General features: G+C 55.4%; 29 protein-coding genes. 22 read left to right on the forward strand and 7 right to left on the reverse strand.

Annotated elements, in window-relative coordinates; translation table 11 throughout:
- The first annotated feature begins 11 nt into the window (after positions 1–11).
- The 13 genes from mutL (at position 12) to BEI65_RS17865 (ending at position 14,866) form a co-directional block, all read left to right on the forward strand.
- On the forward strand, positions 12–1,889 hold the full coding sequence (mutL, locus tag BEI65_RS17805; protein WP_099064468.1) for a DNA mismatch repair endonuclease MutL: 1,878 nt from the start codon (positions 12–14) through the stop codon (positions 1,887–1,889).
- A complete protein-coding gene (gene miaA / locus BEI65_RS17810; RefSeq protein ID WP_099064469.1) occupies positions 1,882–2,823 on the forward strand; it encodes a tRNA (adenosine(37)-N6)-dimethylallyltransferase MiaA in 942 nt (313 codons plus the stop codon). The genes mutL and miaA overlap by 8 nt, the downstream gene beginning before the upstream one ends.
- Before the next feature lie 114 nt (positions 2,824–2,937).
- Positions 2,938–3,246: an RNA chaperone Hfq gene (hfq, locus tag BEI65_RS17815; protein WP_012004894.1), complete on the forward strand. Its 309-nt coding sequence runs from the start codon at positions 2,938–2,940 to the stop codon at positions 3,244–3,246.
- Between the two features lie 95 nt (positions 3,247–3,341).
- Positions 3,342–4,622: a ribosome rescue GTPase HflX gene (hflX, locus tag BEI65_RS17820; protein ID WP_085119406.1), complete on the forward strand. Its 1,281-nt coding sequence runs from the start codon at positions 3,342–3,344 to the stop codon at positions 4,620–4,622.
- Between the two features lie 68 nt (positions 4,623–4,690).
- Positions 4,691–5,950: an FtsH protease activity modulator HflK gene (gene hflK / locus BEI65_RS17825; protein WP_085119407.1), complete on the forward strand. Its 1,260-nt coding sequence runs from the start codon at positions 4,691–4,693 to the stop codon at positions 5,948–5,950.
- Positions 5,951–5,953: 3 nt separating this feature from the next.
- A complete protein-coding gene (hflC, locus tag BEI65_RS17830; RefSeq protein ID WP_085119409.1) occupies positions 5,954–6,961 on the forward strand; it encodes a protease modulator HflC in 1,008 nt (335 codons plus the stop codon).
- Positions 6,962–7,024: 63 nt separating this feature from the next.
- The gene (locus BEI65_RS17835) at positions 7,025–7,225 is read left to right on the forward strand and encodes a DUF2065 domain-containing protein (RefSeq protein ID WP_017891360.1); all 201 of its coding nucleotides are present in this window, start codon (positions 7,025–7,027) and stop codon (positions 7,223–7,225) included.
- A 97-nt stretch (positions 7,226–7,322) separates the two neighbouring features.
- Positions 7,323–8,621, forward strand: a complete 1,299-nt coding sequence (locus BEI65_RS17840; RefSeq protein WP_099064530.1) for an adenylosuccinate synthase — start codon at positions 7,323–7,325, stop codon at positions 8,619–8,621.
- Between the two features lie 233 nt (positions 8,622–8,854).
- On the forward strand, positions 8,855–9,280 hold the full coding sequence (nsrR, locus tag BEI65_RS17845) for a nitric oxide-sensing transcriptional repressor NsrR (protein ID WP_085119411.1): 426 nt from the start codon (positions 8,855–8,857) through the stop codon (positions 9,278–9,280).
- A gap of 59 nt (positions 9,281–9,339) precedes the next feature.
- The gene (gene rnr, locus BEI65_RS17850; RefSeq protein ID WP_017891362.1) at positions 9,340–11,826 is read left to right on the forward strand and encodes a ribonuclease R; all 2,487 of its coding nucleotides are present in this window, start codon (positions 9,340–9,342) and stop codon (positions 11,824–11,826) included.
- A 59-nt stretch (positions 11,827–11,885) separates the two neighbouring features.
- Positions 11,886–12,617: a 23S rRNA (guanosine(2251)-2'-O)-methyltransferase RlmB gene (gene rlmB, locus BEI65_RS17855; RefSeq protein WP_085119414.1), complete on the forward strand. Its 732-nt coding sequence runs from the start codon at positions 11,886–11,888 to the stop codon at positions 12,615–12,617.
- Between the two features lie 129 nt (positions 12,618–12,746).
- Positions 12,747–14,381, forward strand: a complete 1,635-nt coding sequence (locus tag BEI65_RS17860) for an isovaleryl-CoA dehydrogenase (protein ID WP_099064470.1) — start codon at positions 12,747–12,749, stop codon at positions 14,379–14,381.
- Between the two features lie 86 nt (positions 14,382–14,467).
- Positions 14,468–14,866, forward strand: coding sequence for a DUF350 domain-containing protein (locus tag BEI65_RS17865; RefSeq protein WP_099064471.1), 399 nt, complete (start codon positions 14,468–14,470; stop codon positions 14,864–14,866).
- Here the strand turns inward: BEI65_RS17865 and BEI65_RS17870 are convergent.
- Positions 14,863–15,138 (reverse strand): DUF1471 domain-containing protein, encoded by a 276-nt coding sequence (locus tag BEI65_RS17870; protein ID WP_099064472.1) that lies wholly within the window; start codon positions 15,136–15,138, stop codon positions 14,863–14,865. The genes BEI65_RS17865 and BEI65_RS17870 overlap by 4 nt on opposite strands.
- Before the next feature lie 122 nt (positions 15,139–15,260).
- The gene (gene bsmA / locus BEI65_RS17875; protein ID WP_099064473.1) at positions 15,261–15,569 is read right to left on the reverse strand and encodes a biofilm peroxide resistance protein BsmA; all 309 of its coding nucleotides are present in this window, start codon (positions 15,567–15,569) and stop codon (positions 15,261–15,263) included.
- A 127-nt stretch (positions 15,570–15,696) separates the two neighbouring features.
- Between bsmA and yjfP the strand changes: the two genes are divergently transcribed.
- Positions 15,697–16,449: an esterase gene (gene yjfP / locus BEI65_RS17880; protein WP_099064474.1), complete on the forward strand. Its 753-nt coding sequence runs from the start codon at positions 15,697–15,699 to the stop codon at positions 16,447–16,449.
- A 94-nt stretch (positions 16,450–16,543) separates the two neighbouring features.
- Here yjfP and BEI65_RS17885 read toward each other — a convergent pair whose 3' ends face one another.
- Positions 16,544–16,810: a DUF1471 domain-containing protein gene (locus BEI65_RS17885; protein ID WP_085119424.1), complete on the reverse strand. Its 267-nt coding sequence runs from the start codon at positions 16,808–16,810 to the stop codon at positions 16,544–16,546.
- Positions 16,811–17,322: 512 nt separating this feature from the next.
- On the opposite strand from BEI65_RS17885, the gene rpsF reads away from it, so the two are divergent.
- The 5 genes from rpsF to BEI65_RS17910 all read left to right on the forward strand — a co-directional run bounded on the left by rpsF (position 17,323) and on the right by BEI65_RS17910 (position 19,238).
- Positions 17,323–17,721: a 30S ribosomal protein S6 gene (rpsF, locus tag BEI65_RS17890; RefSeq protein ID WP_006317459.1), complete on the forward strand. Its 399-nt coding sequence runs from the start codon at positions 17,323–17,325 to the stop codon at positions 17,719–17,721.
- A 6-nt stretch (positions 17,722–17,727) separates the two neighbouring features.
- Positions 17,728–18,045 (forward strand): primosomal replication protein N, encoded by a 318-nt coding sequence (gene priB, locus BEI65_RS17895; protein ID WP_085119426.1) that lies wholly within the window; start codon positions 17,728–17,730, stop codon positions 18,043–18,045.
- A gap of 4 nt (positions 18,046–18,049) precedes the next feature.
- Complete coding sequence (gene rpsR, locus BEI65_RS17900; protein ID WP_002210155.1) at positions 18,050–18,277, forward strand: 30S ribosomal protein S18; 228 nt, start codon at positions 18,050–18,052, stop codon at positions 18,275–18,277.
- Between the two features lie 39 nt (positions 18,278–18,316).
- Positions 18,317–18,769 (forward strand): 50S ribosomal protein L9, encoded by a 453-nt coding sequence (rplI, locus tag BEI65_RS17905; protein ID WP_012004910.1) that lies wholly within the window; start codon positions 18,317–18,319, stop codon positions 18,767–18,769.
- Positions 18,770–18,878: 109 nt separating this feature from the next.
- Positions 18,879–19,238: a DUF488 domain-containing protein gene (locus BEI65_RS17910; protein ID WP_099064475.1), complete on the forward strand. Its 360-nt coding sequence runs from the start codon at positions 18,879–18,881 to the stop codon at positions 19,236–19,238.
- On the opposite strand, the gene BEI65_RS17915 is transcribed toward BEI65_RS17910, so the two are convergent.
- Positions 19,235–19,909 (reverse strand): OapA family protein, encoded by a 675-nt coding sequence (locus tag BEI65_RS17915; protein ID WP_099064476.1) that lies wholly within the window; start codon positions 19,907–19,909, stop codon positions 19,235–19,237. The two genes, BEI65_RS17910 and BEI65_RS17915, sit on opposite strands and share 4 nt — an antisense overlap.
- Positions 19,910–20,196: 287 nt before the next feature.
- Here BEI65_RS17915 and fklB point away from each other — a divergent pair, with 287 nt between their 5' ends.
- On the forward strand, positions 20,197–20,817 hold the full coding sequence (gene fklB / locus BEI65_RS17920) for an FKBP-type peptidyl-prolyl cis-trans isomerase (RefSeq protein WP_037423251.1): 621 nt from the start codon (positions 20,197–20,199) through the stop codon (positions 20,815–20,817).
- Positions 20,818–20,860: 43 nt separating this feature from the next.
- On the opposite strand, the gene ytfE is transcribed toward fklB, so the two are convergent.
- Together ytfE and BEI65_RS17930 are read right to left on the reverse strand one after the other, a co-directional pair.
- Positions 20,861–21,526, reverse strand: a complete 666-nt coding sequence (ytfE, locus tag BEI65_RS17925; protein ID WP_099064477.1) for an iron-sulfur cluster repair protein YtfE — start codon at positions 21,524–21,526, stop codon at positions 20,861–20,863.
- Positions 21,527–21,649: 123 nt separating this feature from the next.
- Positions 21,650–23,602, reverse strand: coding sequence for a bifunctional 2',3'-cyclic-nucleotide 2'-phosphodiesterase/3'-nucleotidase (locus BEI65_RS17930; protein WP_099064478.1), 1,953 nt, complete (start codon positions 23,600–23,602; stop codon positions 21,650–21,652).
- Between the two features lie 256 nt (positions 23,603–23,858).
- On the opposite strand from BEI65_RS17930, the gene cysQ reads away from it, so the two are divergent.
- Positions 23,859–24,599 carry a 3'(2'),5'-bisphosphate nucleotidase CysQ gene (gene cysQ, locus BEI65_RS17935; protein WP_198404478.1) on the forward strand — a complete coding sequence of 247 codons (741 nt, stop codon included), beginning with the start codon at positions 23,859–23,861 and terminating at the stop codon, positions 24,597–24,599.
- 1 nt (position 24,600) lies between these two features.
- On the opposite strand, the gene BEI65_RS17940 is transcribed toward cysQ, so the two are convergent.
- Positions 24,601–25,158, reverse strand: a complete 558-nt coding sequence (locus BEI65_RS17940) for a YtfJ family protein (protein ID WP_099064480.1) — start codon at positions 25,156–25,158, stop codon at positions 24,601–24,603.
- Positions 25,159–25,484: 326 nt separating this feature from the next.
- Here BEI65_RS17940 and BEI65_RS17945 point away from each other — a divergent pair, with 326 nt between their 5' ends.
- Positions 25,485–25,691 carry a DUF1107 domain-containing protein gene (locus BEI65_RS17945; RefSeq protein ID WP_012004917.1) on the forward strand — a complete coding sequence of 69 codons (207 nt, stop codon included), beginning with the start codon at positions 25,485–25,487 and terminating at the stop codon, positions 25,689–25,691.
- The last annotated feature ends 9 nt before the right edge of the window (positions 25,692–25,700 follow it).

The following is a 25,700-nucleotide window of genomic DNA, read 5'->3' on the forward strand; positions in this document are numbered from 1 at the left end:
CAGGAGTCAGCATGCCCATCCAGGTGTTACCGCCCCAGCTTGCCAACCAGATTGCCGCCGGTGAAGTGGTCGAGCGCCCCGCGTCTGTGGTCAAGGAACTGGTGGAAAACAGTCTGGATGCCGGGGCGACGCGCATTGATATTGATATCGAACGCGGTGGCGCCAAGCTGATTCGCATCCGTGATAACGGCTGCGGTATTGGCAAGGATGATTTGGCTCTGGCGCTGGCCCGTCACGCCACCAGTAAAATCAGCACCCTCGACGATTTGGAAGCCATTGTCAGCCTCGGCTTTCGCGGTGAAGCTTTAGCCAGCATCAGCTCGGTTTCCCGTTTGACTCTCACTTCTCGCACCGCAGAACAAAACGAAGCCTGGCAGGCTTATGCCGAAGGCCGTGACCAGGCAGTAACGGTCAAGCCGGCGGCGCACCCGACAGGCAGCACGCTGGAAGTTTTGGATCTGTTCTACAACACCCCGGCGCGGCGCAAATTTATGCGCACCGAGAAAACCGAATTCGGCCATATCGATGAAGTGGTGCGACGCATTGCGCTGGCACGCTTCGATGTGGCAATTAACCTCAGCCACAATGGCAAACTGATGCGCCAGTATCGTGCGGCGAAAGATGAAAGCCAGTACGAGCGTCGCCTGGGCAGCATTTGTGGACCGGCTTTTTTACAGCATGCATTGAACATATCCTGGCAGCACGGTGATCTGACCATTCGCGGTTGGGTGGCCGATCCTGCTGGCGCGCGCCAACTGGGCGAAATGCAATATTGTTACGTCAACAGCCGCATGATGCGCGATCGTTTGATCAATCACGCCATCCGCCAGGCCTATCAGGATCAACTGAAAGACGACCAGCAGCCGGCTTATGTGCTGTATCTCGAGGTTGATCCGCATCAGGTGGACGTGAATGTCCATCCGGCCAAGCACGAAGTGCGTTTCCATCAGGCGCGGCTGGTGCACGACTTTATCTATCAGGCGGTAACCACCGTATTGCAGCAGGTTGGCAATGCACCACTGCCGCTGGCCGAGGAAACAGATCAGCCATCTGCACCAGTCTGGCAGCCGGAAAACCGCGTCGCCGCCGGTGGCAACCATTTCTCGCAGCCGGCACCGCGCCGCGAAACCGCATCGACCGAACCTGCCGTCGCGCGTGAGCGTGCGCCACAACCGGCTTATCATTCGGGCAGTGGTTATCAGAAACGTGAAGGTGAGCTGTACAGCAAACTGTTGCAGGCCACTCCGGCGGCTGAGCCTCTACGGCAAGAAACACCGAAACAGCCGCTGTTCCCTCCGGTAAAAACCGAGCAGGAAACGCCGCTGGCCGGCAGTCAGCACAGTTTCGGCCGGGTGCTGATGATCCACCCTCCCTGCTATGCGCTGATTGAAAACCGTCAGCAATTGATGTTGCTTAATCTGCCAGTGGCCGAACGCTGGCTGCGCCAGGCGCAACTCAATCCTTCGCCAGAAGGTTTGCGGCCTCAGCCGCTGCTGATCCCGATCAAGCTGACGTTGAACAAGCAAGAGGCGGTTGCCTGTGTGCACCATCAGCCGTTGCTGGTAAAAATGGGGCTGGATCTGCAGGCAGATCATGGGCGTGTGACGCTGCGCGCAGTACCTTTACCATTACGCCAACAAAATTTACAAAAACTGATACCCGAACTGTTAGGCTACTTGGCCGAGCATCAGGAGATGTCGCCCGCGGTATTGGCTACCTGGTTCGCCCGCCATTTAGGGAGCGAACATGAGCAATGGAACACCTCGCAAGCGATACAATTGTTGACCGACGTTGAACGACTTTGCCCGCAGCTGGTCAAATCACCACCGAGCGGACTTTTACAACCTGTTGATTTACAGGCTGCACTGGCAGCACTTAGGCATGATTGAAACTGAAATGACACCACGTCCCCCGGCTATTTTTATCATGGGGCCGACCGCCTCGGGCAAAACCGCATTGGCGATCGCGCTGCGTGAACGCCTGCCTGTGGAATTGATCAGCGTGGATTCCGCGCTGATTTACCGCGGTATGGATATCGGCACGGCCAAACCGAGCGCTGAAGAATTGGCGCAGGCGCCGCATCGGCTGATTGATATACGCGATCCTGCCGAAGCCTACTCCGCTGCGGATTTTCGTGCCGACGCACTGAAAGAAATGGCTGCCATTACCGCTGCCGGGCGTATCCCGCTGCTGGTGGGGGGCACCATGCTTTATTTCAAGGCGTTGCTGGAAGGATTATCGCCGTTGCCGCCCGCCGATCCGGCGGTGCGCGAACGCATCGAACAGCAGGCGGCAGAGCAGGGTTGGGACGTTTTACACCGTCAGTTACAAGAGATTGACCCGGTTGCGGCATTGAGAATTCATCCGAATGATCCGCAGAGACTGTCCAGAGCACTGGAAGTTTTTTTTATTTCGGGTAAAACTTTAACGGAACTGACTAAAATTTCGGGTGAATCGTTGCCGTATCATGTTCACCAATTTGCGATAGCACCGACCAGCCGTGAGTTGATTCATCAACGTATCGAGCTGCGGTACTATCAAATGTTGGCGGCAGGTTTTGAAACGGAAGCGCGTGCACTTTTTGCACGGGGTGATTTGCATACGGATTTGCCTTCCATTCGCTGTGTCGGTTATCGCCAGATGTGGTCATATTTGTCTGGCGAGATTAGTTACGATGAGATGGTTTATCGTGGTATTTGCGCAACGCGTCAGTTGGCCAAGCGCCAAATGACCTGGTTACGAGGCTGGGACTCGGTACATTGGCTGGACAGCGAGAAGCCGGGAGAGGCTTTGGACTCGGTAATACAGGTTGTTAGTGCATAGGTTGAGTGATTGTGTACAATTGATGAGTATTCAGCGCGCAAATTTTTTAGGTCGTTTATTTTAGAGCCGACAGGTTCTTAGTTAAAAACAACAAGCAAATAAGGAAAAGATAGAATGGCTAAGGGGCAATCTTTGCAAGATCCGTTCCTGAACGCATTGCGTCGTGAACGTGTTCCGGTTTCTATTTATTTGGTGAATGGTATTAAGCTGCAAGGCCAGATTGAGTCTTTTGACCAGTTTGTCATCCTGTTGAAAAACACGGTGAGCCAGATGGTTTATAAGCACGCTATCTCTACCGTTGTCCCGTCACGCCCGGTTTCGCACCATAGCAATACTCCGAGCGGCGGCACCAGTAATTATCACCATGGTAACAACCCGTCTGCGCCGCAACAGCCGCAGCAGGAAAGCGATGACGCTGAATAAAGCGCGTTGCGAGTCAACCATGACGGGGAGCATAAGCAGCCGTGGGCTGTTTATGTCCCCCAAACTCACGGGTTCCCGTTTGAGAGGTTGCAAGCTTGTTTGACCGTTATGAAGCCGGTGAGCAGGCCGTCCTGGTTCATATCTATTTCTCGCAAGACAAAGATACAGAAGATCTCAGTGAGTTCGAATCCCTGGTGTCCTCTGCGGGTGTCGAAGCTTTGCAAGTGGTGACTGGTAGCCGCAAAGCCCCACATCCCAAGTACTTTGTCGGTGAAGGAAAGGCCGAAGAAATTGCAGATGCGGTAAAAGCCAGTGGCGCATCTGTTGTCCTGTTTGATCACTCCCTTTCTGCGGCGCAAGAGAGAAACCTTGAACGCCTGTGCGAATGCCGGGTGATCGATCGCACCGGGTTGATTCTAGACATCTTTGCCCAGCGTGCCCGTACCCATGAAGGTAAGCTGCAGGTAGAGCTGGCGCAGTTGCGTCACATCGCCACGCGTTTGGTTCGTGGCTGGACGCACCTTGAGCGTCAAAAAGGGGGGATTGGCCTGCGCGGGCCAGGGGAAACCCAGTTAGAGACCGACCGTCGTCTGTTACGCGATCGTATTAGCTTGATCCTACGCCGCCTGGAGCGGGTAGCTAAGCAGCGTGAACAGGGCCGACGTGCGCGTACCCGTGCTGAAGTGCCAACCGTATCGCTGGTGGGATACACCAACGCCGGTAAATCCACCCTGTTTAATCGAATAACGTCTGCGGATGTCTATGCTGCAGACCAGCTATTTGCCACCCTGGATCCAACCTTGCGGCGCATTGATGTGGCCGATGTGGGCGATACCGTGTTGGCGGATACCGTAGGCTTTATCCGGCACCTGCCGCACGATCTGGTGGCCGCCTTCAAGGCAACGCTGCAAGAAACGCGTCAGGCCTCTTTGCTGTTACATGTAATCGACGCCGCGGATACCCGTGTCGATGAAAACATTGAAGCGGTAAATACCGTGCTGGCAGAGATTGACTCGGATGAGATCCCTACACTGTTAGTGATGAACAAAATAGATATGCTGGATGATTTTGTTCCGCGTATCGACCGCAACGATGAAAACTTACCGATCCGGGTGTGGCTGTCCGCCGCCAGCGGTGAAGGTATCCCGTTGCTGTATCAGGCGTTGACGGAGCGCTTATCGGGGGAAATCGCGCATTATGAGCTGCGCTTACCGCCAGAGGCAGGCCGTCTTCGTAGCCGTTTTTACCAGCTTCAGGCAATTGAGAAAGAGTGGAACGAAGAAGACGGCAGCATTGGCGTGGTGGTGCGTATGCCCATCGTCGAATGGCGTCGCCTCTGCAAACAGGAACAGGATCTGATTAACTTTATAGTATGATCATATCCTGTTACATTTGAGCTTCGCGTAAGCCTGAAGTACCCAATCACAGAATATGGAGCTAAAACATGGCGTGGAATCAGCCCGGTAATAACGGACAGGACCGCGACCCGTGGGGGAGCAGCAATAACAATGGCGGCAACTCTGGCGGTAATAACAAAGGCGGTCGCGATCAAGGGCCACCTGATTTGGACGATATCTTCCGCAAGCTGAGCAAGAAATTGAGTGGCTTGGGCGGGGGCAAAGGCTCCAACGGCAATAACAGCGGCGGCACGGGCACCTCGGGTCCTGGCCTCAGCGGTCGTATTATCGGTATCGCCGCGGTTGCGGTGGTGGTGATTTGGGCCGCTAGCGGCTTCTACACCATCAAAGAAGCCGAGCGCGGTGTCGTGACTCGTTTTGGCAAGTTCAGTCACCTGGTACAGCCGGGTTTGAACTGGAAACCGACCTTCATCGATGAAGTTCGTCCGGTCAACGTGGAATCGGTGCGTGAACTGGCCGCTTCTGGCGTGATGCTGACCTCCGATGAGAACGTGGTGCGCGTAGAAATGAACGTGCAGTACCGTGTGACCAATCCGGAAGCGTATCTGTTCAGCGTGACCAATGCCGACGACAGCCTGAGCCAGGCTACTGACAGCGCCCTGCGTGGCGTTATCGGCAAGTACACCATGGACAAGATCCTGACCGAAGGCCGTACTATCGTGCGTAGCGATACCCAACGCGTACTGGAAGAAACTATTCGTCCGTACAACATGGGCATCACGCTGCTGGACGTTAACTTCCAGGCCGCTCGTCCGCCGGAAGAGGTAAAAGCCGCATTTGATGATGCGATTGCCGCACGTGAAAACGAGCAGCAGTACATCCGTGAGGCAGAAGCTTACGCCAACGAAGTTCAGCCACGTGCGAACGGTCAGGCGCAGCGTCTGCTAGAAGATGCCAAGGCGTATAAAGACCGTACCATCCTGGAAGCTCAGGGTGAGGTTGCTGGCTTTGCCAAGCTGTTGCCGGAATACAAGTCTGCACCGCAAATTACCCGCGAGCGTCTGTATATCGAAACCATGGAAAAAGTCCTGAGCCACACCCGTAAGGTGTTGGTGAATGACAAAGGCAACAATCTGATGGTGTTGCCACTGGATCAAATGCTGCGTGGCCAAGCCGGCGCGGCAGCTGACGGCAGTAAAGACACCAGCCTGATTCGTCTCAACCCGGGTACATCTGCCAACAGCGGCGCCAGCTCCAGCAGCCAGCGCACCAGCAACGGCTCGGTCATGGACCAGCGCCGGGCTAATGCACAGCGTGACGACACCACTCGCGTAGGGAGAGAATAATCAATGCGTAAGTCTTTTGTAGTAATCGTCCTCGCGGTGCTGGTGGCGTTGTACGCCTCTCTGTTCGTGGTTCAGGAAGGTCAGCGTGGCATCGTGCTGCGTTTTGGCAAGGTACTGCGTGACAGCGACAATAAGCCGCTGGTATATGCGCCGGGTCTGCACTTCAAGATCCCGTTCATTGAGTCAGTGAAAACGCTGGACGCACGTATCCAGACTATGGACAACCAGGCTGACCGCTTTGTTACCAGCGAGAAGAAAGACCTGATCGTCGATTCTTACCTGAAATGGCGTATCAGCGATTTCAGCCGTTACTACCTGGCAACCGGCGGCGGTGATGTTTCACAGGCCGAAGTGCTGCTGAAACGTAAATTCAGTGACCGTCTGCGTTCCGAGATTGGTCGTCTGGATGTGAAAGACATCGTAACCGACTCGCGCGGCAAGCTGATGTCCGATGTACGTGACGCGCTGAACACCGGTACCGTGGGTGATGACCAGGAAGTGGCGACCACCGAAGCCGATGACGCTATCGCCTCTGCGGCGGCGCGTGTTGAAAAGGAAACCACCGGCAAACTGCCGAAGGTTAACCCGAACAGCATGGCGGCATTGGGTATCGAAGTGATCGACGTGCGTATCAAGCAGATCAACCTGCCGGCCGAAGTGTCTGATGCAATCTACCAGCGTATGCGCGCCGAGCGTGAAGCGGTAGCCCGTCGTCACCGTTCACAGGGTCAGGAAGAGGCTGAGAAGCTGCGCGCGACTGCAGACTATGAAGTGACTCGTACCCTGGCAGAAGCCGAACGTACGGCGCGTATCACTCGTGGTGACGGTAATGCCGAAGCGGCCAAACTGTTTGCTAACGCATTCAGCCAGGATCCGGACTTCTACGCCTTCATCCGTAGCCTGCGTGCTTATGAAACCAGCTTCAGCAGCAGTAACCAGGACGTGATGGTACTGAGCCCGGACAGCGATTTCTTCCGCTACATGAAGTCGCCTGATTCCGTGCGCAAGTAACCACGACAGGTTAATGATCGAGGGCCCGTTTAAACGCGGGCCCTTTCTTTTTGGGAGTCACTGATGAATTCAACGATCTGGCTGGCACTTGGGCTGGTTTTGGTGCTGGAAGGCTTGGGCCCGATGTTGTTCCCGCAGGCCTGGCGTAAAATGATACTGGCGATGACCCAGTTTCCTGACGCGACACTGCGTCGATTTGGCGGTGGAATAGTGGTTGCGGGCTGCGTGATCTACTACATGTTGCGTACACACGCAGGGGTTTAAAGTTTAGCCTAAAAAATATGCAACCCTATGCTAAAAGTGCTGAAACTCACGAATTACGGTGGTAGAATCCATTTTTAAGCAACCGGTGATTTTTAAAATGGGTAAGAACGTCGTCGTACTGGGCACTCAATGGGGTGACGAAGGTAAGGGCAAGGTCGTAGACCTGCTGACCGAACGGGCTCAATATGTAGTGCGCTACCAAGGGGGCCATAACGCTGGCCACACTCTGGTTATTAACGGTGAAAAAACCGTCCTTCATTTGATTCCTTCAGGCATTCTGCGTGCAAACGTGACCAGCATCATCGGCAACGGTGTGGTTCTGGCTCCCGACGCATTGATGAAAGAAATGGGTGAACTCGAAGCGCGCGGCATCCCGGTACGCGAACGTCTGTTACTGTCCGAAGCCTGCCCGCTGATCCTGCCTTATCACGTTGCGCTGGATAACGCGCGCGAGAAAGCACGTGGCGCGAAAGCCATCGGCACCACCGGTCGCGGTATTGGCCCGGCTTACGAAGATAAAGTTGCTCGCCGCGGTCTGCGCGTTAGCGACCTGTTCAACAAAGAAACCTTCGCCGTTAAGCTGAAGGAAATCGTTGATTATCATAACTTCCAGTTGGTCAACTACTACAAAGTTGAAGCCGTTGATTACCAGGCGACTTTGGATTACGTGCTGTCTATCGCCGATATCCTGACCGCCATGGTTGTTGATGTGTCCGAACTGCTGGACGGCGCGCGCAAGCGTGGCGATCTGATCATGTTCGAAGGCGCGCAAGGCACCCTGCTGGATATCGACCACGGTACCTATCCGTACGTGACCTCCTCCAACACCACTGCTGGCGGCGTTGCTACCGGTTCAGGTATTGGTCCGCGTTACGTGGATTACGTGCTGGGCATCGTTAAAGCCTACTCCACCCGCGTGGGTGCAGGTCCGTTCCCAACTGAGCTGTTCGACGAAACCGGTGAGTTCCTGTGCAAGCAGGGTAACGAGTTCGGCGCCACTACGGGTCGTCGTCGTCGTACCGGCTGGCTGGACGCGGTAGCGGTTCGCCGCTCAGTACAGATCAACTCCTTGTCCGGCTTCTGCCTGACCAAGCTGGACGTGCTGGATGGCTTGAAAGAAGTGAAGATCTGCGTGGGTTACCGCATGCCTGACGGCCGCGAAATGACCACCACTCCGCTGGCGGCTGAAGGTTGGGAAGGTATCGAGCCAATCTACGAAAGCATGCCGGGCTGGAGCGACACCACCTTTGGCGTGAAAGAACACAGCAAACTGCCACAGGCGGCGCTGAACTACATCAAGCGCATTGAAGAGCTGACTGGCGTACCGGTAGACATTATCTCTACTGGCCCAGACCGTAGCGAAACCATGATCCTGCGCGACCCGTTCGACGCATAATCTGGCCTTGCTGCAGTAAAACAAACCGGGCAATGTCCCGGTTTGTTTTTATCATTTTTCTCCCCGGTTGCGGTTTCACTTCGAAAAATCCTTTCTTTAACCTGTCCAGAGCCCGAGATACGCTAAATAATTAGCGGCGAACTCTCTGGCTGGTTTATTATCCAATAAGTAATCTTTTGAATAATGCCGAAAATCGGCGTATCAGACGGGTAAAATGATACCCAGAGGTAGATGTGCAGTTAACAAGTTTTACTGATTACGGCCTGCGGGCGTTGATCTACATGGCCTCGCTGCCACCGGACAAAATGACCAGCATCTCGGAAGTTACCGAGGTCTACGGCGTGTCCAGAAACCATATGGTAAAGATCATCAATCAGTTAAGCCGGGTTGGGTTTGTGACCGCGGTGCGCGGTAAGAACGGCGGCATCCGTTTGGGCAAACCGGCCGAAACCATTCGCCTCGGCGATGTCGTCAGGGCGCTGGAGCCGCTCTCACTGGTTAACTGCAGCAGTAACTTTTGCCACATAACCCCTGCTTGCCGCCTGAAACTGGTGCTGCAACAGGGCGTACAGAATTTCCTTGAAGAGCTGGACAGCCATACGCTGGCCGATATGGTCGAAGACAATCCATCGCTCTACAAGCTATTGCTTGTCGAATAAAGCGTCGCTGAGAAGACAAGGCTCAGCGGCACCCTGCTGATGACAACGGAGGAACCGCAATGTCACAAGATCCATTCCTGGAACGAGAAGCAGAAAAATATGAATCCCCAATCCCAAGCCGTGAATTCATTCTGGCCCATCTGGCGAAAAGAGAAACGCCGGCTAGCCGCGAAGAGCTGGCCAAAGAGCTGAATTTAACCGGTGAAGAACCTTTAGAAGCGTTGCGCCGCCGTCTGCGTGCGATGGAGCGTGACGGTCAGTTAATCTTTACCCGCCGCCAGTGCTATGCACTGCCGGAACGCCTTGATCTGCTGCGCGGCACCGTTATCGGCCACCGTGATGGCTTTGGTTTCCTGCGTATTGAAGGCAGCAAAGACGACCTGTATCTGTCAGCTGAGCAGATGAAAATGGCGATCCACGGTGATGTGGTGCTGGCACAGGCAATGGCTGCAGACCGTAAGGGCCGCCGTGAAGCGCGTATCGTCCGCGTATTGGTGCCAAAAACCAGCCAAATCGTCGGCCGCTTCTTTATGGACGCCGGTACCGGCTTTGTGGTGCCGGACGACAGCCGCCTGAGCTTTGACATCCTGATCCCTGCCGAGGCCGCCAGCGGTGCGCGCATGGGCTTTATGGTGGTGGTTGAGCTGACCCAGCGTCCGACCCGCCGTACCAAAGCGGTGGGCAAGATCGTTGAGATCCTCGGCGATAAAATGGGCACCAGCATGGCGGTGGATATCGCTTTGCGCACCCATGAGATCCCGCATGTCTGGCCACCACAGGTAGAAAAACAGGTTGCCGACCTCAGCGAACAGGTACCGGAAGCCGCCAAGAAAGGCCGTGTCGATCTGCGTCAGTTACCGCTGGTGACTATTGATGGCGAAGACGCGCGCGATTTCGATGATGCGGTTTACTGCGAGAAGAAACGCGGCGGTGGCTGGCGCCTGTGGGTAGCTATTGCCGACGTCAGTTACTACGTACGCCCGCGCACGGCGCTGGATGACGAAGCGCGTAACCGTGCGACTTCGGTGTACTTCCCGTCGGAGGTTATCCCGATGCTGCCGGAAGTGCTGTCCAACGGCCTGTGCTCGCTGAACCCGCAGGTTGACCGCCTGTGTATGGTGTGTGAGATGACCATCTCCGCCCAGGGGCGTCTGTCGACGGCCAAATTCTATGAAGCGGTAATGAGTTCTCATGCCCGTTTAACCTACAACAAAGTCTGGCACATCTTGCAGGGCGATCAGGAGCTGCGTGAGCATTATCACCCGCTGGTCAAGCACCTGGAGGAACTGCACACCATGTACAAGGTGCTGGATCAGGCGCGTGCCGAACGTGGCGGTATTGCTTTCGAAACCGAAGAAGCCAAGTTTATCTTCAACGCCGAACGCCGTATTGAGCGCGTAGAGCCAACGGTGCGTAACGACGCCCACAAGCTGATCGAAGAGTGCATGATCATGGCGAACGTCGCCGCGGCGCGCTTCGTTGAGAAGAATAACGAGCCGGCGCTGTTCCGTGTGCACGATCGTCCGAGCGACGATCACATTACCGCATTGCGCAGCGTGTTGGGCGAACTGGGTCTGACGTTGGGCGGCGGCAACAAGCCGCAGCCGAAGGACTACGCCACTTTGATGGATGAAGTGTCCGAACGTCCTGACCATGAAATGCTGCAAACCATGCTGCTGCGTTCCATGAAGCAGGCCGTCTACGATCCGGAAAACCGGGGCCACTTTGGTCTGGCGCTGGCTTCTTATGGCCACTTCACCTCACCGATCCGCCGTTACCCGGATCTGGCGATGCACCGCGCGATCAAATATCAGCTGGCTAAAGAGCACGGTGAGCCGAAAGAGCGCTGGACGCCGACCGGTGGCTGGCACAGCGAGTTTGAAGAAATGCTGCAGCTGGGCGAACACTGTTCGATGGCCGAACGCCGTGCTGATGAAGCTACGCGTAACGTGGCCGACTGGCTGAAATGCGACTTTATGCAGGATCACGTTGGCGAAGTGTTCAGCGGTATTATTGCCAGCGTGACCGGCTTTGGTTTCTTCGTCCGCCTGAACGATCTGTTTATCGACGGTCTGGTGCACGTATCATCGCTGGATAATGACTATTATCGCTACGATAATATCGGTCAGCGTCTGATTGGCGAATCCTCCGGTGTGGTTTATCGCCTGGGTGATACGGTGGAGATCCGCGTTGAAGCGGTGCATATGGACGAGCGTAAAATCGACTTCGCTCTGGTCTCCAGCACTCGCAAACCGCGTGGTGAAGGCAAAACCGAACGCGATCGTGCCAAGAATGGTGGCCAACGCACTCTGCGTGGCGGGGCCGGTGCAGGCCGTACTTCTGCGCCACGCAAACGTCGTGGTGGCAAAGCGCCAGCCAATTTTGAACCTGACAGCGCCTTCCGTAAAGACGAAGCCAAACCCGCTGACAAGGTGAAGAAAGACAAAAAGGCGAAAGCCAAGAAAGTGTCCGACAAAACCCGGAAAATAGCGTCGGCGACCAAGGCCAAACGCGCCGGCAAGAAGAAAGGTGCTGAGCAGGCTTAATCTGCCACACGTCATTATCACCGGCTGGCATACGCCAGCCGCACAGTTAAAAGAGCATCATGAGCGAAATTATTTACGGTATTCATGCCGTCAAGGCCCTGTTAGACAACGATCCGCAACGCTTCCTGGAAGTGTTTATCCTCAAAGGGCGTGACGATCGCCGCTTGCAGCCGCTGATTGCCGAGCTGGAAGCGACCGGCATTGTGATCCAGGTGGCAAACCGCCAGTGGCTGGATGAGAAAGTCGAGGGCGCGGTGCATCAGGGCATTATCGCCCGGGTGCGCGAAGGGCGTCAGTATCAGGAAAATGACTTGCCGAAGTTGCTTGAAAGCGTGGATACGCCGTTCCTGCTGGTGCTGGATGGCGTGACTGACCCGCACAACCTCGGGGCCTGTCTTCGCAGCGCCGATGCGGCTGGTGTACACGCGGTCATTGTTCCGCGCGATCGTTCTGCCCAGCTGAATGCCACGGCCAAGAAAGTGGCCTGCGGCGCGGCGGAAAACGTTCCGTTGATTCGCGTGACCAACCTGGCGCGAACCCTGCGTTTGCTGCAGGAAATGAACGTCTGGGTCGTCGGCACTGCCGGCGAAGCCGACCACACCTTGTTCCAGAGCAAAATGACCGGCCCAATGGCGCTGGTGATGGGCGCGGAAGGCGAAGGCATGCGTCGCCTGACTCGCGAGCACTGCGATGAGTTGATCAGCATCCCGATGGCAGGCACGGTATCTTCACTGAACGTTTCAGTCGCCACTGGCATCTGTCTGTTTGAAGCGGTGCGTCAGCGCAGCTGATTTACCGGTAAGGGCGCAGAATTTTGCGCCCTTATTACTTTCTCAATTCCCACCCTGTGATCTTACCTGCGGCAGAAATCCCCCTGACGACCATAATTACTCCTGACGCTTTTATCAGGGAGCAAGCCCATGGTCTGGAATACACACACCGTTTTTAATCAGCCGAAGCCACTGGGGAACAGTAATTTGTTCCTGTCCGATACGCCGCTGCATGAAGCGGTACAGCGCGAACAAGCCGGTTGGGATGTCGAGGTGCTGGCCTCGCTGGGCCAACAGTTGGGCACCCAGGAGTCACTGGAGCTGGGGCGACTGGCCAATGCCAATCCGCCGGAGCTGCTGCGCTATGATGCCACTGGCCAGCGGTTGGACGATGTCCGTTTCCATCCCGCCTGGCATATCCTGATGCAGGGGCTGATTGCCAACCGGGTGCATAACCTGCCGTGGCAGGAGGATGCCCGCATTGGTTCGTTCGTGGCACGCGCCGCGCGCTTTGTACTGCATGCCCAGGTCGAAGCCGGCACCCTGTGTCCGGTGACCATGACTTTTGGCGCCATTCCACTGCTGCAGCGCTCATTACCTGCAGAATTCCAACCCTGGCTGACGCCGCTGCTTTCCGACCGTTACGATGCGCATTTGCTGCCCGGTGGGCAAAAGCGCGGTTTGTTGATTGGCATGGGGATGACAGAAAAGCAGGGCGGTTCCGACGTATTGAGCAATACCACCACCGCCAACCCGCTGGCAGTACGGGGCACGGGGGAAGCTTACCGGCTGGTGGGACACAAATGGTTCTTCTCGGTGCCGCAGAGCGATGCGCACCTGGTGCTGGCGCAGGCCGAGGGCGGTCTGTCCTGCTTCTTTCTGCCGCGTATTTTGCCGGACGGCACGCGCAATGCCATTCGGCTGGAACGGCTGAAGGATAAGCTGGGTAATCGCTCCAACGCCAGCGGTGAGGTGGAGTTCCAGGATGCCATCGCCTGGCTGGTGGGTGAGGAAGGGGACGGTGTGCGGCATATCCTGAAAATGGGCGGTCTGACGCGTTTTGACTGTGCGTTGGGCAGCCAGGGTTTGATGCGCCGCGCGTTGTCGGTGGCGCTGTACCACGCTCTGCAGCGGCAGGCGTTTGGCAAGCCCCTGATCGAGCAGCCTATGATGCGCCAGGTATTGGCACGGATGGCGTTGCGGCTGGAGGGGCAGACGGCGGCCTTGATGCGCCTGGCGCGTGCCTATGACAGCATTGGCGTCGGAGCCCCTTTGGAACAGGCGCTGTGTCGGGTAATGACCCCGGCGGCGAAGTTTGAAGTCTGCCGGCAAGGCATCCCTTTTGTTGGCGAAGCGATGGAGGCGCTGGGCGGTATTGGCTACTGCGAAGAGAGTGAACTGCCGCGGCTGTACCGTGAAATGCCGGTGAACAGTATCTGGGAAGGCTCCGGCAATATTATGTGTCTGGACGTGATGCGGGCCTGGGGAAAGCTGCCGGTGGTGCAGGAGGCGCTGGAGCTTGAGTTTGGCGAGGTCAGGGGACAGAACCGTCACTTTGATCACCAATGGCGACGGCTGCTCCAGTTGATGCGCAAACCCCAGGAAGAGCAGGGCCGCGCGGTTACCGGCGCGTTATTCAATCTGTTCGCCGCAGCGCAGCTTCTGCGTTACAGTTCACCGCCGTTGGCGGAAGCCTGGTGTCAAATGATGCTTGATGCCCGCGGTGAACGAGCATTACCAGACCGACTGTGCGAGACGCTGTTCGCCCGAGCGATGGGTGGCTAGGGAAAACAGTGGCGCTACAGCGGGAAAAGCTTTTTAATTCAGCACTTGGCCCGTAAGGGATACTGACCTCTGACCAGGAAAATGACATGGATATTCTCAGCGCGTTGGCGGCATTCGCCTCTTATTTCTTCAGTGGCTTTGCCATGGTTCTGGTGTTTTTGTTTGTCTATACCCGCATTACGCCGCATGACGAATGGGCGTTGATCAAGGCCGACAATCAGTCAGCCGCCTTTGGTTTTGTCGGTGCCTGCCTGGGTTATGTGATCCCGCTGGCCAGTGCGGCGATCAACTCGGTCAGCCTGCTGGACTACCTGTTATGGGGCGTGGTGGCATTAGTGGTACAGCTGCTGCTGTTTGCGGCGGTGAAAATCTACATGCCGCGTATCAGCGACAAGATTGAAGCCAATCACGTAGCTGCCGGGATTTTCCTGGGGGGCGTATCGATCAGTGGCGGCGTGTTGAATGCGGCCTGTATGACCTACTAAAGATAGAGTATTGCCGAGGCGCGCCAGCCTGGCTGATGCGCCTGTTCTTCCAGCCGCAGGATCCGGTAATAGCTCGCGCCATGCTCATCAGCCTTGCGGGCAATCAATTGTTCGACATCCTGAGGCGAGCCGGACAGGTTATTCAGGGTGATTTCCGCAATTTCGCTAAGCGGCGTAACGCGGTCTGCGGGCGCCAATTCAGCGGATTGGGCGCTGGCGCTGAGTAACCCCATTGAAAGCAGGAGGGCGGTGAGTGCGGCGGAGCGTGTCATGGCGTTCCCCTTGGTCGGATCCTGGATCCACGCCCGCAGGCTGCGGCGCGCTGACCGCCAGTGTGCAACAGCCAACTTCAGTCTGTGCAAAGCCAATGTAAATCTTTTTAAAACTCCAGCGTTTACCGGTACAGGATCGCTTGCGAATACCATTGGCCGGGAACCACGGTTTCACTGTTCATCATGATCATGTAATAGCGTGCACCGCTGGCGTTGGCTTTCTTCTGAATTTCCGCCTCTACATCCATTGGACTACCGCGGACCAGCGCGCTGGTGGTGCCCATTTTCACCAGACTGCCGGTTTGCGCCCGGGTGATCTCTTGCGCTTGCCCGGTGGGTGCCGGTGGGGCTTTTGGCGTAGTGGTCATTATGCCGCAGGCGCTAAGCAGCGTGACCAGCGTCAGGGGCAGTAACAGGCGGGACGGTTTCATAGGCACCTCGGTATAGCGGATAGCATGATTTCAGTGTAACCCATTATAAATTGGAACAGATTAAGCTAATGCTTTTTAGCGCAAGTTTGCCATTATGAAGGCCAACAGCAACGCAGAGGGAAAACGGATGATTGAAATCTATGACGAGCGAGTGGGAGACATTGCGGTGATCCACGCGGTGCCCGCGGGACAGTATCATCAACCGCTGCCGACGGTATTTTTCTACCATGGTTATACCTCTTCGAAAGAAGTCTATGCCTACTTTGCCTATGCCTTGGCCAAGGTCGGGTTTCGCGTGGTACTGCCGGATGCCGATCTGCACGGCGAGCGTTTTGATGGTGATGAACCGAAGCGGCTGGCCAGATTTTGGGAGATCCTCCGCCGCAATATCGACGAGTTACCGGCACTGAAGGCGCATTTTGAGCAGCGCGATCTGGTTGCCGGAGGGCGTATTGGCGTGGCTGGGGCATCAATGGGCGGGATGACGACGCTGGGCAGTTTTGCCCGTTATCCGTGGGTGAAGGCTGCTGCCAGTCTGATGGGGGCCGGTTATTACACCTCCCTGGCGCAAACGCTGTTCCCGCCGCTGGATGAGCAGGGGGAGCCTTTGTCGCCCAGCGGCTTTGACGCGCGCATTGCCGTGCTGGCGGAATACGGTCTGGAGCACCAGTTGGAAAAAATTGCCGACCGCCCACTGTTGCTGTGGCACGGTGAGGCGGACGATCTGGTACCGGCGGCGGAAAGCCTGCGGTTGGCGACTGAACTGCGCCAGAGCGGCTGGGACCGGAAATTGACGTTGCTCACTGAGCCGGGGGTCAAGCATCGCATTACGCCGCAGGCGCTCAGTGCTACCGCTGATTTCTTCGTGAGAACGCTGTAAAAAAAGCCCCCTGCATGCAGGGGGCTGATGGTGACTTGCGTATTTTAATTGACTGTTTTGGGCACGACTTGCTTCCCTGGTACTGCATTTTCACTTAGCGATACAGCTCGGCGCTGACGTGGATGGTGCTGTTGTTTTCAGGCTCATGCAGGGCAATGATCCGATAGGCAGTGGCGCCGCGCTGATCGGCTATCTTGCTCACCTGGCTGGTGGCGTCATCCGGGGAGACCACATTCTGGTTCAGCGTGACGAATCCTACGCTCTGGCGTTGGTCAGCCTGATGGGAAGTGATCTCGGTCGCGGCCATGACGTTGGCGGAAAACAGCAAAGCAATGGCGGTAGCGATGGTAATACGTTTCATAATTGCCTCTCTTAACTGTTTGCTTCAACGGCCTGACAGCCGATGCCAGTGCAGCAAAAAGTTATTTGCATGTATTGAATAACCTCAAATCTTTTTCGTCGCGCTGTCTGCGGCGGATAACTACCATTTTAGACCTTCCCGTCGGATTAAAAAGGCCGTCATTTTGATGACCTCCGTCAAAAAAAATGAATGAAATTCACGCGGCAGTGATGATTTCATTGAGGGATTTTTTGAACTGATGGATTTGTGTACATAGGTTTTGCTAACAGCAAATCGTGCTATTTTCGCATCCGCTTCGCATCCGCTTCGCATCCGCTTCGCATCCGCTTCGCATCCGCTTCGCATCCGCTTCGCATTACCGATAATAAGCCCCCTTCGACCCTTGAGTTTTTCAGCCTGCGCAAGTATGATTACGCGTCATTTTTTCAGCCGCACACACATACACGTTCCTTGCTTCCATGGGCCGCGGTTGACCCTGACAGGAGGCTGAATAATCCGTAAGGAGCAATTCGATGCGTCATTACGAAATCGTTTTTATGGTCCACCCTGACCAAAGCGAACAGGTTCCGGGCATGATCGAGCGTTACAGTGCTACCATCACTAACGCTGCTGGTCAGATTCACCGTCTGGAAGACTGGGGCCGCCGTCAACTGGCTTACCCGATCAACAAACTGCACAAAGCTCACTACGTTCTGCTGAACGTTGAAGCTCCGCAGGAAGCGATCGATGAGCTGGAAACAAACTTCCGCTTCAACGACGCCGTTATCCGCAGCATGGTTATGCGCGTTAAGCACGCGGTAACTGAAGCATCTCCGATGGTTAAAGCGAAAGACGAACGTCGTGGCGATCGCCGCGAAGACTTCGCTAACGAAACCGCAGATGATGCAGATGCTGGGGATTCTGAAGAGTAATTTACCGTGACGGCTAATCGGCTGACGTTGTCTGGCACTGTGTGCAAGACGCCGACGCGTAAAGTGAGCCCGTCAGGTATTCCACATTGCCAGTTCGTGCTTGAGCACCGTTCAGTGCAGGTGGAAGCCGGTTTTACCCGGCAAGCCTGGTGTCGTATGCCGGTGATTATCAGCGGCAAAGCCCATCAGGCCATTACTCAAAGTATAACGGTCGGTACGCCTCTCACCGTTTCAGGTTTCATTAGCAGCCATCAAGGGCGCAATGGACTGAACAAGACGGTGTTGCATGCCGAGCAGATTGAATTGATAGATTCTGGAGACTAGCCTAATGGCACGTTATTTCCGTCGTCGCAAGTTCTGCCGTTTCACAGCGGAAGGCGTTGTTGAGATCGATTACAAAGATATCGCAACGCTGAAAAACTACATTACCGAAAGCGGTAAAATTGTCCCGAGCCGTATTACCGGTACTCGTGCAAAATACCAGCGTCAGCTGGCTCGCTGCATCAAGCGTGCTCGCTACCTGTCCCTGCTGCCATACACTGATCGTCATCAGTAATCGGCCGCCGTCTATTAACGACTTTAAGAGGATAAGGTAATGCAAGTTATTCTGCTTGATAAAGTAGCAAACCTGGGCAGCCTGGGTGATCAAGTTAACGTTAAAGCGGGCTACGCCCGTAACTTCCTGGTACCACAGGGCAAAGCTGTTCCTGCTACCAAGAAAAACGTAGAGTTCTTCGAAGTACGCCGTGCAGAACTGGAAGCCAAACTGGCTGAAATTCTGACTGCTGCTGAAGCTCGCGCAACCAAGATCAACGAACTGGGTTCAGTCACCATCGCGTCTAAATCAGGCGACGAAGGTAAACTGTTCGGCTCTATCGGCACCCGCGACATCGCTGACGCAGTTACTGCGGCTGGCGTTGAAGTTGCCAAGAGCGAAGTTCGTCTGCCGAATGGCGTTCTGCGTACCACTGGTGAACACGAAGTTCAGTTCCAGGTACACAGCGACGTATTCGCACAGCTGAATGTAGTTGTGGTAGCAGAAGCTTAATCGCTGCTGCTCACCAAGTTAAAACGCCAGCCTCGTGCTGGCGTTTTGCTTTTCTGCGTCCGGCAAAACGCGTTACCCTGTTATCACCCTGGGTGAGGAGCAGCGGCAAATGGCAGAGATTAACCTACAGCGTGTGTATGACTTTACCGGCCCGGCGCCGGAGAACTGCTATCTGATTGATCGACTGTGGCCGCGAGGCATCAGCAAGGAACGGCTACAGGGCGTACAGTGGCTAAAGCAGGTCGCGCCGGATAATGCACTGCGGCAGTGGTTTCATCAGCATATAGAGCAGTGGGAAGAGTTTGAAAGCCGCTACCGACGGCAACTGGCGGAAAATGAAGCCTGGCAGCCGCTGGTGGCGTTATTACGGCAAGGGCAACCCGTGACCTTGCTTTATGGCAGTAAAGACACACAGCACAACCAGGGCGTCGTGCTGCGCGACTTTCTGTTGGCGCAGTTAGCGAATTAACGCTCGCGGCGATAGCTGCCGTCAGCCTGGCGGCGGAATAGCACCTGGCTGTTATCTGCTGTAGTGACCGACAGGGCGGTGATCACACCGTTGGTATCCCGTTCGATACGCACTTCCTGGCCGGCCTTCATATTGCTGAGTGGCTTGTCGTTGCCTTCCACCTGCGCCATGGCGAACACTTCGTTCACTGGCAGGCTATTGTCGCGGAACAGCTGTGCCAGCGTCTGGCCCGGCTGGATCTGGTAGCGTTGCCAGTTACCCGCCGGTTCCGCCTCAGGGGCGTGCTGTTGCTGAGCGTCATTTTGCAAATCGGCCCGCAATGGGACGCTGTTATCCTGCTGAGTGACCGGGAAGGGCTGCCCGCTGTTTTGCGAAGAATATGGCCACAGCAGCGCCAGCAGCAGGATGATGCCGAAAATCAGGGTCCAGCGGCGGTGAAAATAGGGTAATGGCTCCATCCAACCAAAACCGTCCGGCAGGTGCCAGATCTTCAGCAGTAACGCTTTGATATTCTGTCCCTTACCCTTTTCCGGTGGTTGTTCTGAATCCGGATCTTCTACCGCCTCTGGCGCGGAGCCTGATTTCAGGCGCTGGCTGAAGTTCAGCCAGGTGCGCAGCAATGGCTGGTAGACACGGGTGGTTTTCCTTCTCCTGGGCGAGATTCTGCCCATGGTGACCTCTCTTCAACGGCGTAAAATATCAGAGTACAAAAGGCTGTACCGACGGCCCGATGCCCTGCTTCCAGTATAGCCCGCTAACTGATTGAAGTGAAAGGCAGCAGCAAACTCATGTCTGTTGCGGCAGGCGACTCGCCTGGGATCGCGTAAGCGGGCGTTAACAGAAGGTTATTGTTTCTTTTTCTACGACAAAAGTCATCATTCTCCACACAAGATTTTACCCGGCTTTGCGGCGCTGTTATGCTGCGCCTTCGACTTTTTACAGACTAAAGGAAAACCCCATGACAACCCCTTCTTTTGACAGCGTTGAAGCGCAAGCGAGTTACGGGATTGGTTTACAGGTCGGCCAGCAGTTGCAAGAGTCCGGTCTGGAAGGTTTACAACCGGAAGCTTTGCTGGCAGGTTTGCGTGACGCGCTGGAAGGGAATGCTCCGGCGGTTCCGGTAGACGTGGTTCACCGTGCCCTGCGTGAAATCCACGAACGTGCGGATGCCGTGCGTCGTGATCGTCAGCAGGCAATGGCCGTTGAAGGTCAGAAGTTCCTGGAAGATAACGCCAAGCGTGACGAAGTGACGCTGACCGAATCCGGTCTGCAGTTCTCCGTGCTGGAGCAGGGCAATGGCCCAATCCCGTCCCGTCAGGATCGCGTGCGTGTGCATTACACCGGTCGTCTGATTAACGGCGACGTGTTCGACAGCTCTGTAGAGCGTGGCCAACCGGCTGAGTTCCCGGTTAGCGGCGTGATCCCAGGCTGGATCGAAGCACTGACCCTGATGCCGGTTGGTTCCAAATGGCAGTTGTATATCCCACACGACCTGGCCTACGGCGAGCGTGGTGCAGGCGCATCCATCCCGCCATTCAGCGCGTTGGTGTTTGACGTAGAACTGCTGGAAATCCTGTAATCCTATAACAGGTTTCTCTGGGCGCCTTGGTGGCGCCCTTGTTTTATGCGCCGTTTAGCGAGCGGGGGAACAGCAGGTTGTTCTCCAGATTGATGTGTTCCATCAGGTCATCAATGAACTCGTCAATACCGCCATACAACGCCTGCCAGGTATTGCAGGCTCCTTCCGGTGGCGTCACGTTATTGGTGAGGAATTTCACCACTTCTAACTGCTCGCCCGCTTCGTCATGTTCATGTTCCATTACCGAGATCGGCCCAGCCGCCTGGCGTCCCATACCCTGTCTGATCATCGGGAACAGGATCTGTTCTTCTTTCATCATATGATTTTCCAGATCCAGCCGGATCAGGTTCAGCTGTTTAGCCAGACCGCGTGGACAGGTGGGCTTGTCTGCGTGAACCCGTTCGACTTTTTCCGCCATCAGTACCAACTCGGCCAGTTGTTCGCGGTGCCGCTGATGGAAGCGTGGCAGGATATAGTCAATCACGTCGCCGAGGGGGGCCGTGCGCCAATCATGGCTTGGTTCCGGTTCGGCGGCGAGGGTAGCCAGCTGGTTTTCCAATTGCTCGATATTCAGCCCTTTACGCTCGGCGGCGCGTTGCAGCGTTTGTTTACCGCCACAGCAGAAATCCAAATCGTTCAGGCGGAACAGGCGTGATGCCCGGGGAATGGCGATGGCGAGAGCGCCAAGGGATTGGTTACGGTAATCCATGGGAGTGCCTCTTTAAATGAAAGAATTTATAACATGCATTATAAATGCAATTTAAAGGGCGCACCAGAGAGTAAAAGGGGTAGATGGCCAAGGGAAGGTGGCTTCCCCCGGCCTACTGCTTATTTATTTACGGCTCAAATCAATCTGATAAACCGCAAAACCTACGCTGTCTGTCCCTTCGGCTTTCATCGGGTATTGGGCGTGCGCTTTGATAAACGCAGTGGCTTTGTCACTCGGTGAGGTTTCGAAGCGGATATCCAGTGGCTGCGAACTGCTGAACGTCGCCAGGCGCCAGTTGTTATCCACCTGTGGCCGTACCGCGCCGTGCCGTTGGGTTTCAGCGCTGATATAAGCCGCCAGTACCGAACGGTTCTCATCCGGTGAGGCGAAGGCGATGTGCTGATCGCCGGTCCCCGCAAACTTGCCGCCGTAGGCGCGGTAGTTATTGGTGGCAACCAGGAAGGTGGCTTTCGGATCGATCGGCTTGCCTTTGAACGTCAGATCCTTAATGCGCTCGGCCTTGTCGTTGATCAACTGACATTCGCCGTCGTAACGCGCCGGCTGGCTGACGTCGACCTGATAATTAACCCCGTCAATCACATCGAAGTTATAGGTGCGGAAACCGTCCCAGTTGATCAGGCCCTGGGGCTTGCTGCTGTTAACGTCGATCTGGTTGAACTGCCCGGCGGAACACTCCAGCCATTCTTTCACCTCTTTGCCACTGGCCTTCACCACCACCAGCGTATTGGGGTAAAGGTAGAGATCGGACGCGTTACGGAAGGTGAGCTGACCTTTTTCCACTTCAACAAAGCTGGCCGGATCGTTCTTGCGCCCGCCCACCTTGAACGGTGCCGCGGCTGACAGAACCGGCAGGTCGGCCAAATCCGGATCGCCCTGAATATAGTGCTCGACGTAGGCTTTCTGCGCGTTATTCACGATTTGCACCGTCGGGTCATCTTGTACCAGCGCCAGATAGCTGTACATGTTGTCGTCAGCCTTACCTACGGGCTTGCTGACGAAGTCCCGCGTGCCTTTATGATCTTCCGCCAACACTTTCACCAGTTTGGCGTCTTCCGCTGCCAGCGATTTTTTGTTCTCTTTGTCGTAAATCGGCCGTGCTTGCGCCTTGGCTGCCGTGACTTTCCAGGTGCCGCTGTCGTTATTCAATTGCAGATCGACCACGCCGAGGTGATCGCCCCACTGGCCCGGCATCACCGCCGGTATGCCATTCAGCGTACCCTGTGCGATGTCAGACCCTTTGATATTGGCGAAATCCTTGCTTGGGAATACCGCGTGAGCATGGCCGAACATGATGGCATCGATGCCTGGCACCTGGCTGAGGTAGTACACCGAGTTTTCCGCCATGGCCTTATAGGGCTCTCTGGACAGGCCGGAGTGTGGGATTGCAACGACCAGATCGGCACCCTGTTTGCGCATTTCCGGCACGTAGCGTTTAGCCGTTTCGGTGATGTCATTGACGGTGACCTTGCCCTGCAGATTGGCTTTATCCCACACCAGGATTTGCGGCGGTACAAAGCCGATATAACCGATGCGTAAACTATGTTCTTTGCCGTCACGGTCTTTTACCGGCGTATCGACGATAATGTAAGGAGTGAACAGCGGTTTCTGCGTTTTAGCGTCGATCACGTTGGCGTTGATGTACGGGAATTTGGCACCGGCGATGGCGTTTTTTAGGTAGTCGAGCCCGTAGTTGAACTCATGGTTACCGATATTGCCGACCATATAGTTCAGGGTATTCATTGCCTTATACACCGGGTGTACATCACCGGGTTTCAGGCCCTTGGCCGCCATATAATCGCCGAGCGGGCTGCCCTGAATAATGTCGCCGTTGTCCACCAGTACCGTATTGGCGGCTTGCTGGCGGGCCTGTTCAATCAGGCTGGCGGTGCGAACCAGGCCGAATTTATCGGTCGGTTTATCCTTGTAGTAATCAAAGTCCATCATGTTGCTGTGCAGGTCAGTGGTTTCCAGCACGCGCAGATCGACCGTTGCCGCCTGTGCCGAGGCGCAAACCAGCACAGCGAGGGCAGACAACGTCAGCGGACGCTTCATCATTGTTGGCTTTCTCCATTCCATTTTTCGAGTTTTATCGCAGAGGGACATGTAATTAACATTGGTCGTCTCATCAAACTGTGAAGTGTGGCAGAAAATTAGCCGAGGGAGCGCAGGAAATGTCACAGTTGTGACGGCAAAGACTTGAACGATTACCGCAGGTTAAATCGTTGTGATGGATATTCCATGCAAAAAAAACTAGGCTGCTAGCAATGAGAAAGGGGAAATGACCCACGGAACTGCCTATCTGAGGTGAATGATGTTAGAGCAAATTTGCCAACTGTCCCGCGAGGCGGGCGCGGCAATCATGGCGGTGTATGACGGTGAACAACCGCTTGATGTCGCACAGAAAAAAGATGACTCCCCGGTGACTGCGGCCGATCTGGCAGCGCACCACATAATCAAACGTGGCCTGGCGGCACTAACGCCGGAAATCCCCTTGCTGTCGGAGGAAGATCCACCGGCCTGGGAAGAACGGCAGAATTGGACGCGCTACTGGCTGGTCGATCCGCTGGACGGCACCAAGGAATTCCTTAATCGTAACGGCGAATTCACGGTAAATATCGCGCTGATAGAAGGCGGTGAGGCGGTGATGGGCGTGGTGTATGCCCCGGCGATCGACGTGCTGTATCTGGCCGAGCGCGGTAAAGCCTGGAAAGAAGAAAAGGGCCAGCGTCAGGTGATTGGCGTCAGTAATGCCAATCCGCCGCTGGTGGTGGTGAGCCGTTCGCACAGTGACGAAGAACTGAAGGATTACCTGAAACAGTTGGGGGAGCATCAGACCATTTCTGTCGGCTCCTCACTGAAGTTCTGTCTGGTGGCAGAGGGCAAAGCGCAGCTCTATCCGCGTTTTGGGCCCACCAATATCTGGGATACCGCTGCCGGTCACGCAGTCGCGGTGGCCGCCGGGGCGCAGATCCACGACTGGCAGGGCAGACCGCTGCTCTATACACCGCGTGAATCTTTCCTCAACCCCGGCTTCCGGGTCTCGCTGTTCTAAATCAGTTCGCCAGGAGCTGGTGCAGTTGGGTCATTACCTGCTGCACCTCTTCCGGCGTCAGCGCGCCGTCTTTGGCGAACTGGATCCTGCCTTGCTTATCCAGCACTACAATGGCTGAACCCTTCGGCTGCAGATCCCAGGCTTTACGCACGTTACCGTTGCTGTCGACCACAAACTGCGACCAGGGGAACTCTTTCTTGCTGTCTTCAATGCTGCTGCGGACAAACATCGCGGTGCCGAGCAGGGCATCGTCGGTGTTCACGATTGTCGTCGTTTGGTAACGATCGTGCGGTAGCTTGGCTTTCTTAATCGCTTCTATCAGTGGGTCGTTCATGTCTTTGGCGGAACTGCGCCCGGCAATATGCTGGATGACTCGCACTTTTCCACTGAGCTGCGCGCTATTCCAGTTTTGATAGCTAAACTTATCATTAGCGTAGTTCAACTCCCCCTTGTCGCTGACGCCAATTGGCGCGACGCGTTGCTGGAGCTGGAAGTTGTGCGCAGAGGCCAAAAGGGGTGCAAACAGCAGGGATACAATGAGCATGTGACTTTTTTTCATGCCTTCTCCTTGAAGGGGAAACGGTGCCGACAGCACCCGACAGCCTAAAGCATAGGTGGTGATCGGAGGTCTGTCCTGTTAGCCGGATCTCAGTTCTTCCTTCTGGGGAGTAATACCTGGATTTTGAAGGGATATACTGAAAAAATTATATATAATCATATACAATTCTGTCAAAAAGTGTAAATCCAGTGAAGATCACCAGGCGGAAATGAACGATATGGTCTTTACTAGGTCTACTACATGGCAATCAAGTTGCGTTCTTACTTTAGAGGCTGCCACCTTGGCGGCTCGCTGAGCGCATGGACCAAACGGAGGAGAGTAATAGAATGAGAATCTTCCAGCGTTATAATCCGTTGAAAGTGGCGAAGTACGTAAAGACCCTGTTTCGTGGCCGGCTGTATATCAAAGATGTAGGCGCGTTCGAATTCGACGAAGGGAAAATCCTGTTACCGAAAATTCGTGACCGGCGCCACTTCAGCGTGATGTCAGAGGTCAATCGTCAGGTATTGTTATTGCAGACTGAGATGGGTTGATAGACTACC

The sequence above is a fragment of the Serratia sp. BW106 genome (assembly GCF_002607755.1).
Taxonomy (GTDB): Bacteria; Pseudomonadota; Gammaproteobacteria; order Enterobacterales; family Enterobacteriaceae; genus Serratia; species Serratia proteamaculans.

Excerpts from the sequence above, each read along its gene's own strand:
- rnr (WP_017891362.1), top strand. The coding sequence starts at position 9,340 with ATGTCACAAGATCCATTCCTGGAACGAGAAGCAGAAAAATATGAATCC.
- rpsR (WP_002210155.1), top strand. The coding sequence starts at position 18,050 with ATGGCACGTTATTTCCGTCGTCGCAAGTTCTGCCGTTTCACAGCGGAA.
- hflK (WP_085119407.1), top strand. The coding sequence starts at position 4,691 with ATGGCGTGGAATCAGCCCGGTAATAACGGACAGGACCGCGACCCGTGG.
- BEI65_RS17840 (WP_099064530.1), top strand. The coding sequence starts at position 7,323 with ATGGGTAAGAACGTCGTCGTACTGGGCACTCAATGGGGTGACGAAGGT.
- BEI65_RS17835 (WP_017891360.1), top strand. The coding sequence starts at position 7,025 with ATGAATTCAACGATCTGGCTGGCACTTGGGCTGGTTTTGGTGCTGGAA.
- ytfE (WP_099064477.1), bottom strand. The coding sequence starts at position 21,526 with ATGGATTACCGTAACCAATCCCTTGGCGCTCTCGCCATCGCCATTCCC.
- BEI65_RS17870 (WP_099064472.1), bottom strand. The coding sequence starts at position 15,138 with ATGACACGCTCCGCCGCACTCACCGCCCTCCTGCTTTCAATGGGGTTA.
- BEI65_RS17910 (WP_099064475.1), top strand. The coding sequence starts at position 18,879 with ATGGCAGAGATTAACCTACAGCGTGTGTATGACTTTACCGGCCCGGCG.
- BEI65_RS17945 (WP_012004917.1), top strand. The coding sequence starts at position 25,485 with ATGAGAATCTTCCAGCGTTATAATCCGTTGAAAGTGGCGAAGTACGTA.
- BEI65_RS17940 (WP_099064480.1), bottom strand. The coding sequence starts at position 25,158 with ATGAAAAAAAGTCACATGCTCATTGTATCCCTGCTGTTTGCACCCCTT.
- bsmA (WP_099064473.1), bottom strand. The coding sequence starts at position 15,569 with ATGAAACCGTCCCGCCTGTTACTGCCCCTGACGCTGGTCACGCTGCTT.
- hfq (WP_012004894.1), top strand. The coding sequence starts at position 2,938 with ATGGCTAAGGGGCAATCTTTGCAAGATCCGTTCCTGAACGCATTGCGT.
- cysQ (WP_198404478.1), top strand. The coding sequence starts at position 23,859 with ATGTTAGAGCAAATTTGCCAACTGTCCCGCGAGGCGGGCGCGGCAATC.
- rpsF (WP_006317459.1), top strand. The coding sequence starts at position 17,323 with ATGCGTCATTACGAAATCGTTTTTATGGTCCACCCTGACCAAAGCGAA.
- BEI65_RS17885 (WP_085119424.1), bottom strand. The coding sequence starts at position 16,810 with ATGAAACGTATTACCATCGCTACCGCCATTGCTTTGCTGTTTTCCGCC.
- rplI (WP_012004910.1), top strand. The coding sequence starts at position 18,317 with ATGCAAGTTATTCTGCTTGATAAAGTAGCAAACCTGGGCAGCCTGGGT.
- BEI65_RS17865 (WP_099064471.1), top strand. The coding sequence starts at position 14,468 with ATGGATATTCTCAGCGCGTTGGCGGCATTCGCCTCTTATTTCTTCAGT.
- rlmB (WP_085119414.1), top strand. The coding sequence starts at position 11,886 with ATGAGCGAAATTATTTACGGTATTCATGCCGTCAAGGCCCTGTTAGAC.
- miaA (WP_099064469.1), top strand. The coding sequence starts at position 1,882 with ATGATTGAAACTGAAATGACACCACGTCCCCCGGCTATTTTTATCATG.
- fklB (WP_037423251.1), top strand. The coding sequence starts at position 20,197 with ATGACAACCCCTTCTTTTGACAGCGTTGAAGCGCAAGCGAGTTACGGG.
- yjfP (WP_099064474.1), top strand. The coding sequence starts at position 15,697 with ATGATTGAAATCTATGACGAGCGAGTGGGAGACATTGCGGTGATCCAC.
- mutL (WP_099064468.1), top strand. The coding sequence starts at position 12 with ATGCCCATCCAGGTGTTACCGCCCCAGCTTGCCAACCAGATTGCCGCC.
- hflC (WP_085119409.1), top strand. The coding sequence starts at position 5,954 with ATGCGTAAGTCTTTTGTAGTAATCGTCCTCGCGGTGCTGGTGGCGTTG.
- BEI65_RS17860 (WP_099064470.1), top strand. The coding sequence starts at position 12,747 with ATGGTCTGGAATACACACACCGTTTTTAATCAGCCGAAGCCACTGGGG.
- BEI65_RS17915 (WP_099064476.1), bottom strand. The coding sequence starts at position 19,909 with ATGGGCAGAATCTCGCCCAGGAGAAGGAAAACCACCCGTGTCTACCAG.
- BEI65_RS17930 (WP_099064478.1), bottom strand. The coding sequence starts at position 23,602 with ATGATGAAGCGTCCGCTGACGTTGTCTGCCCTCGCTGTGCTGGTTTGC.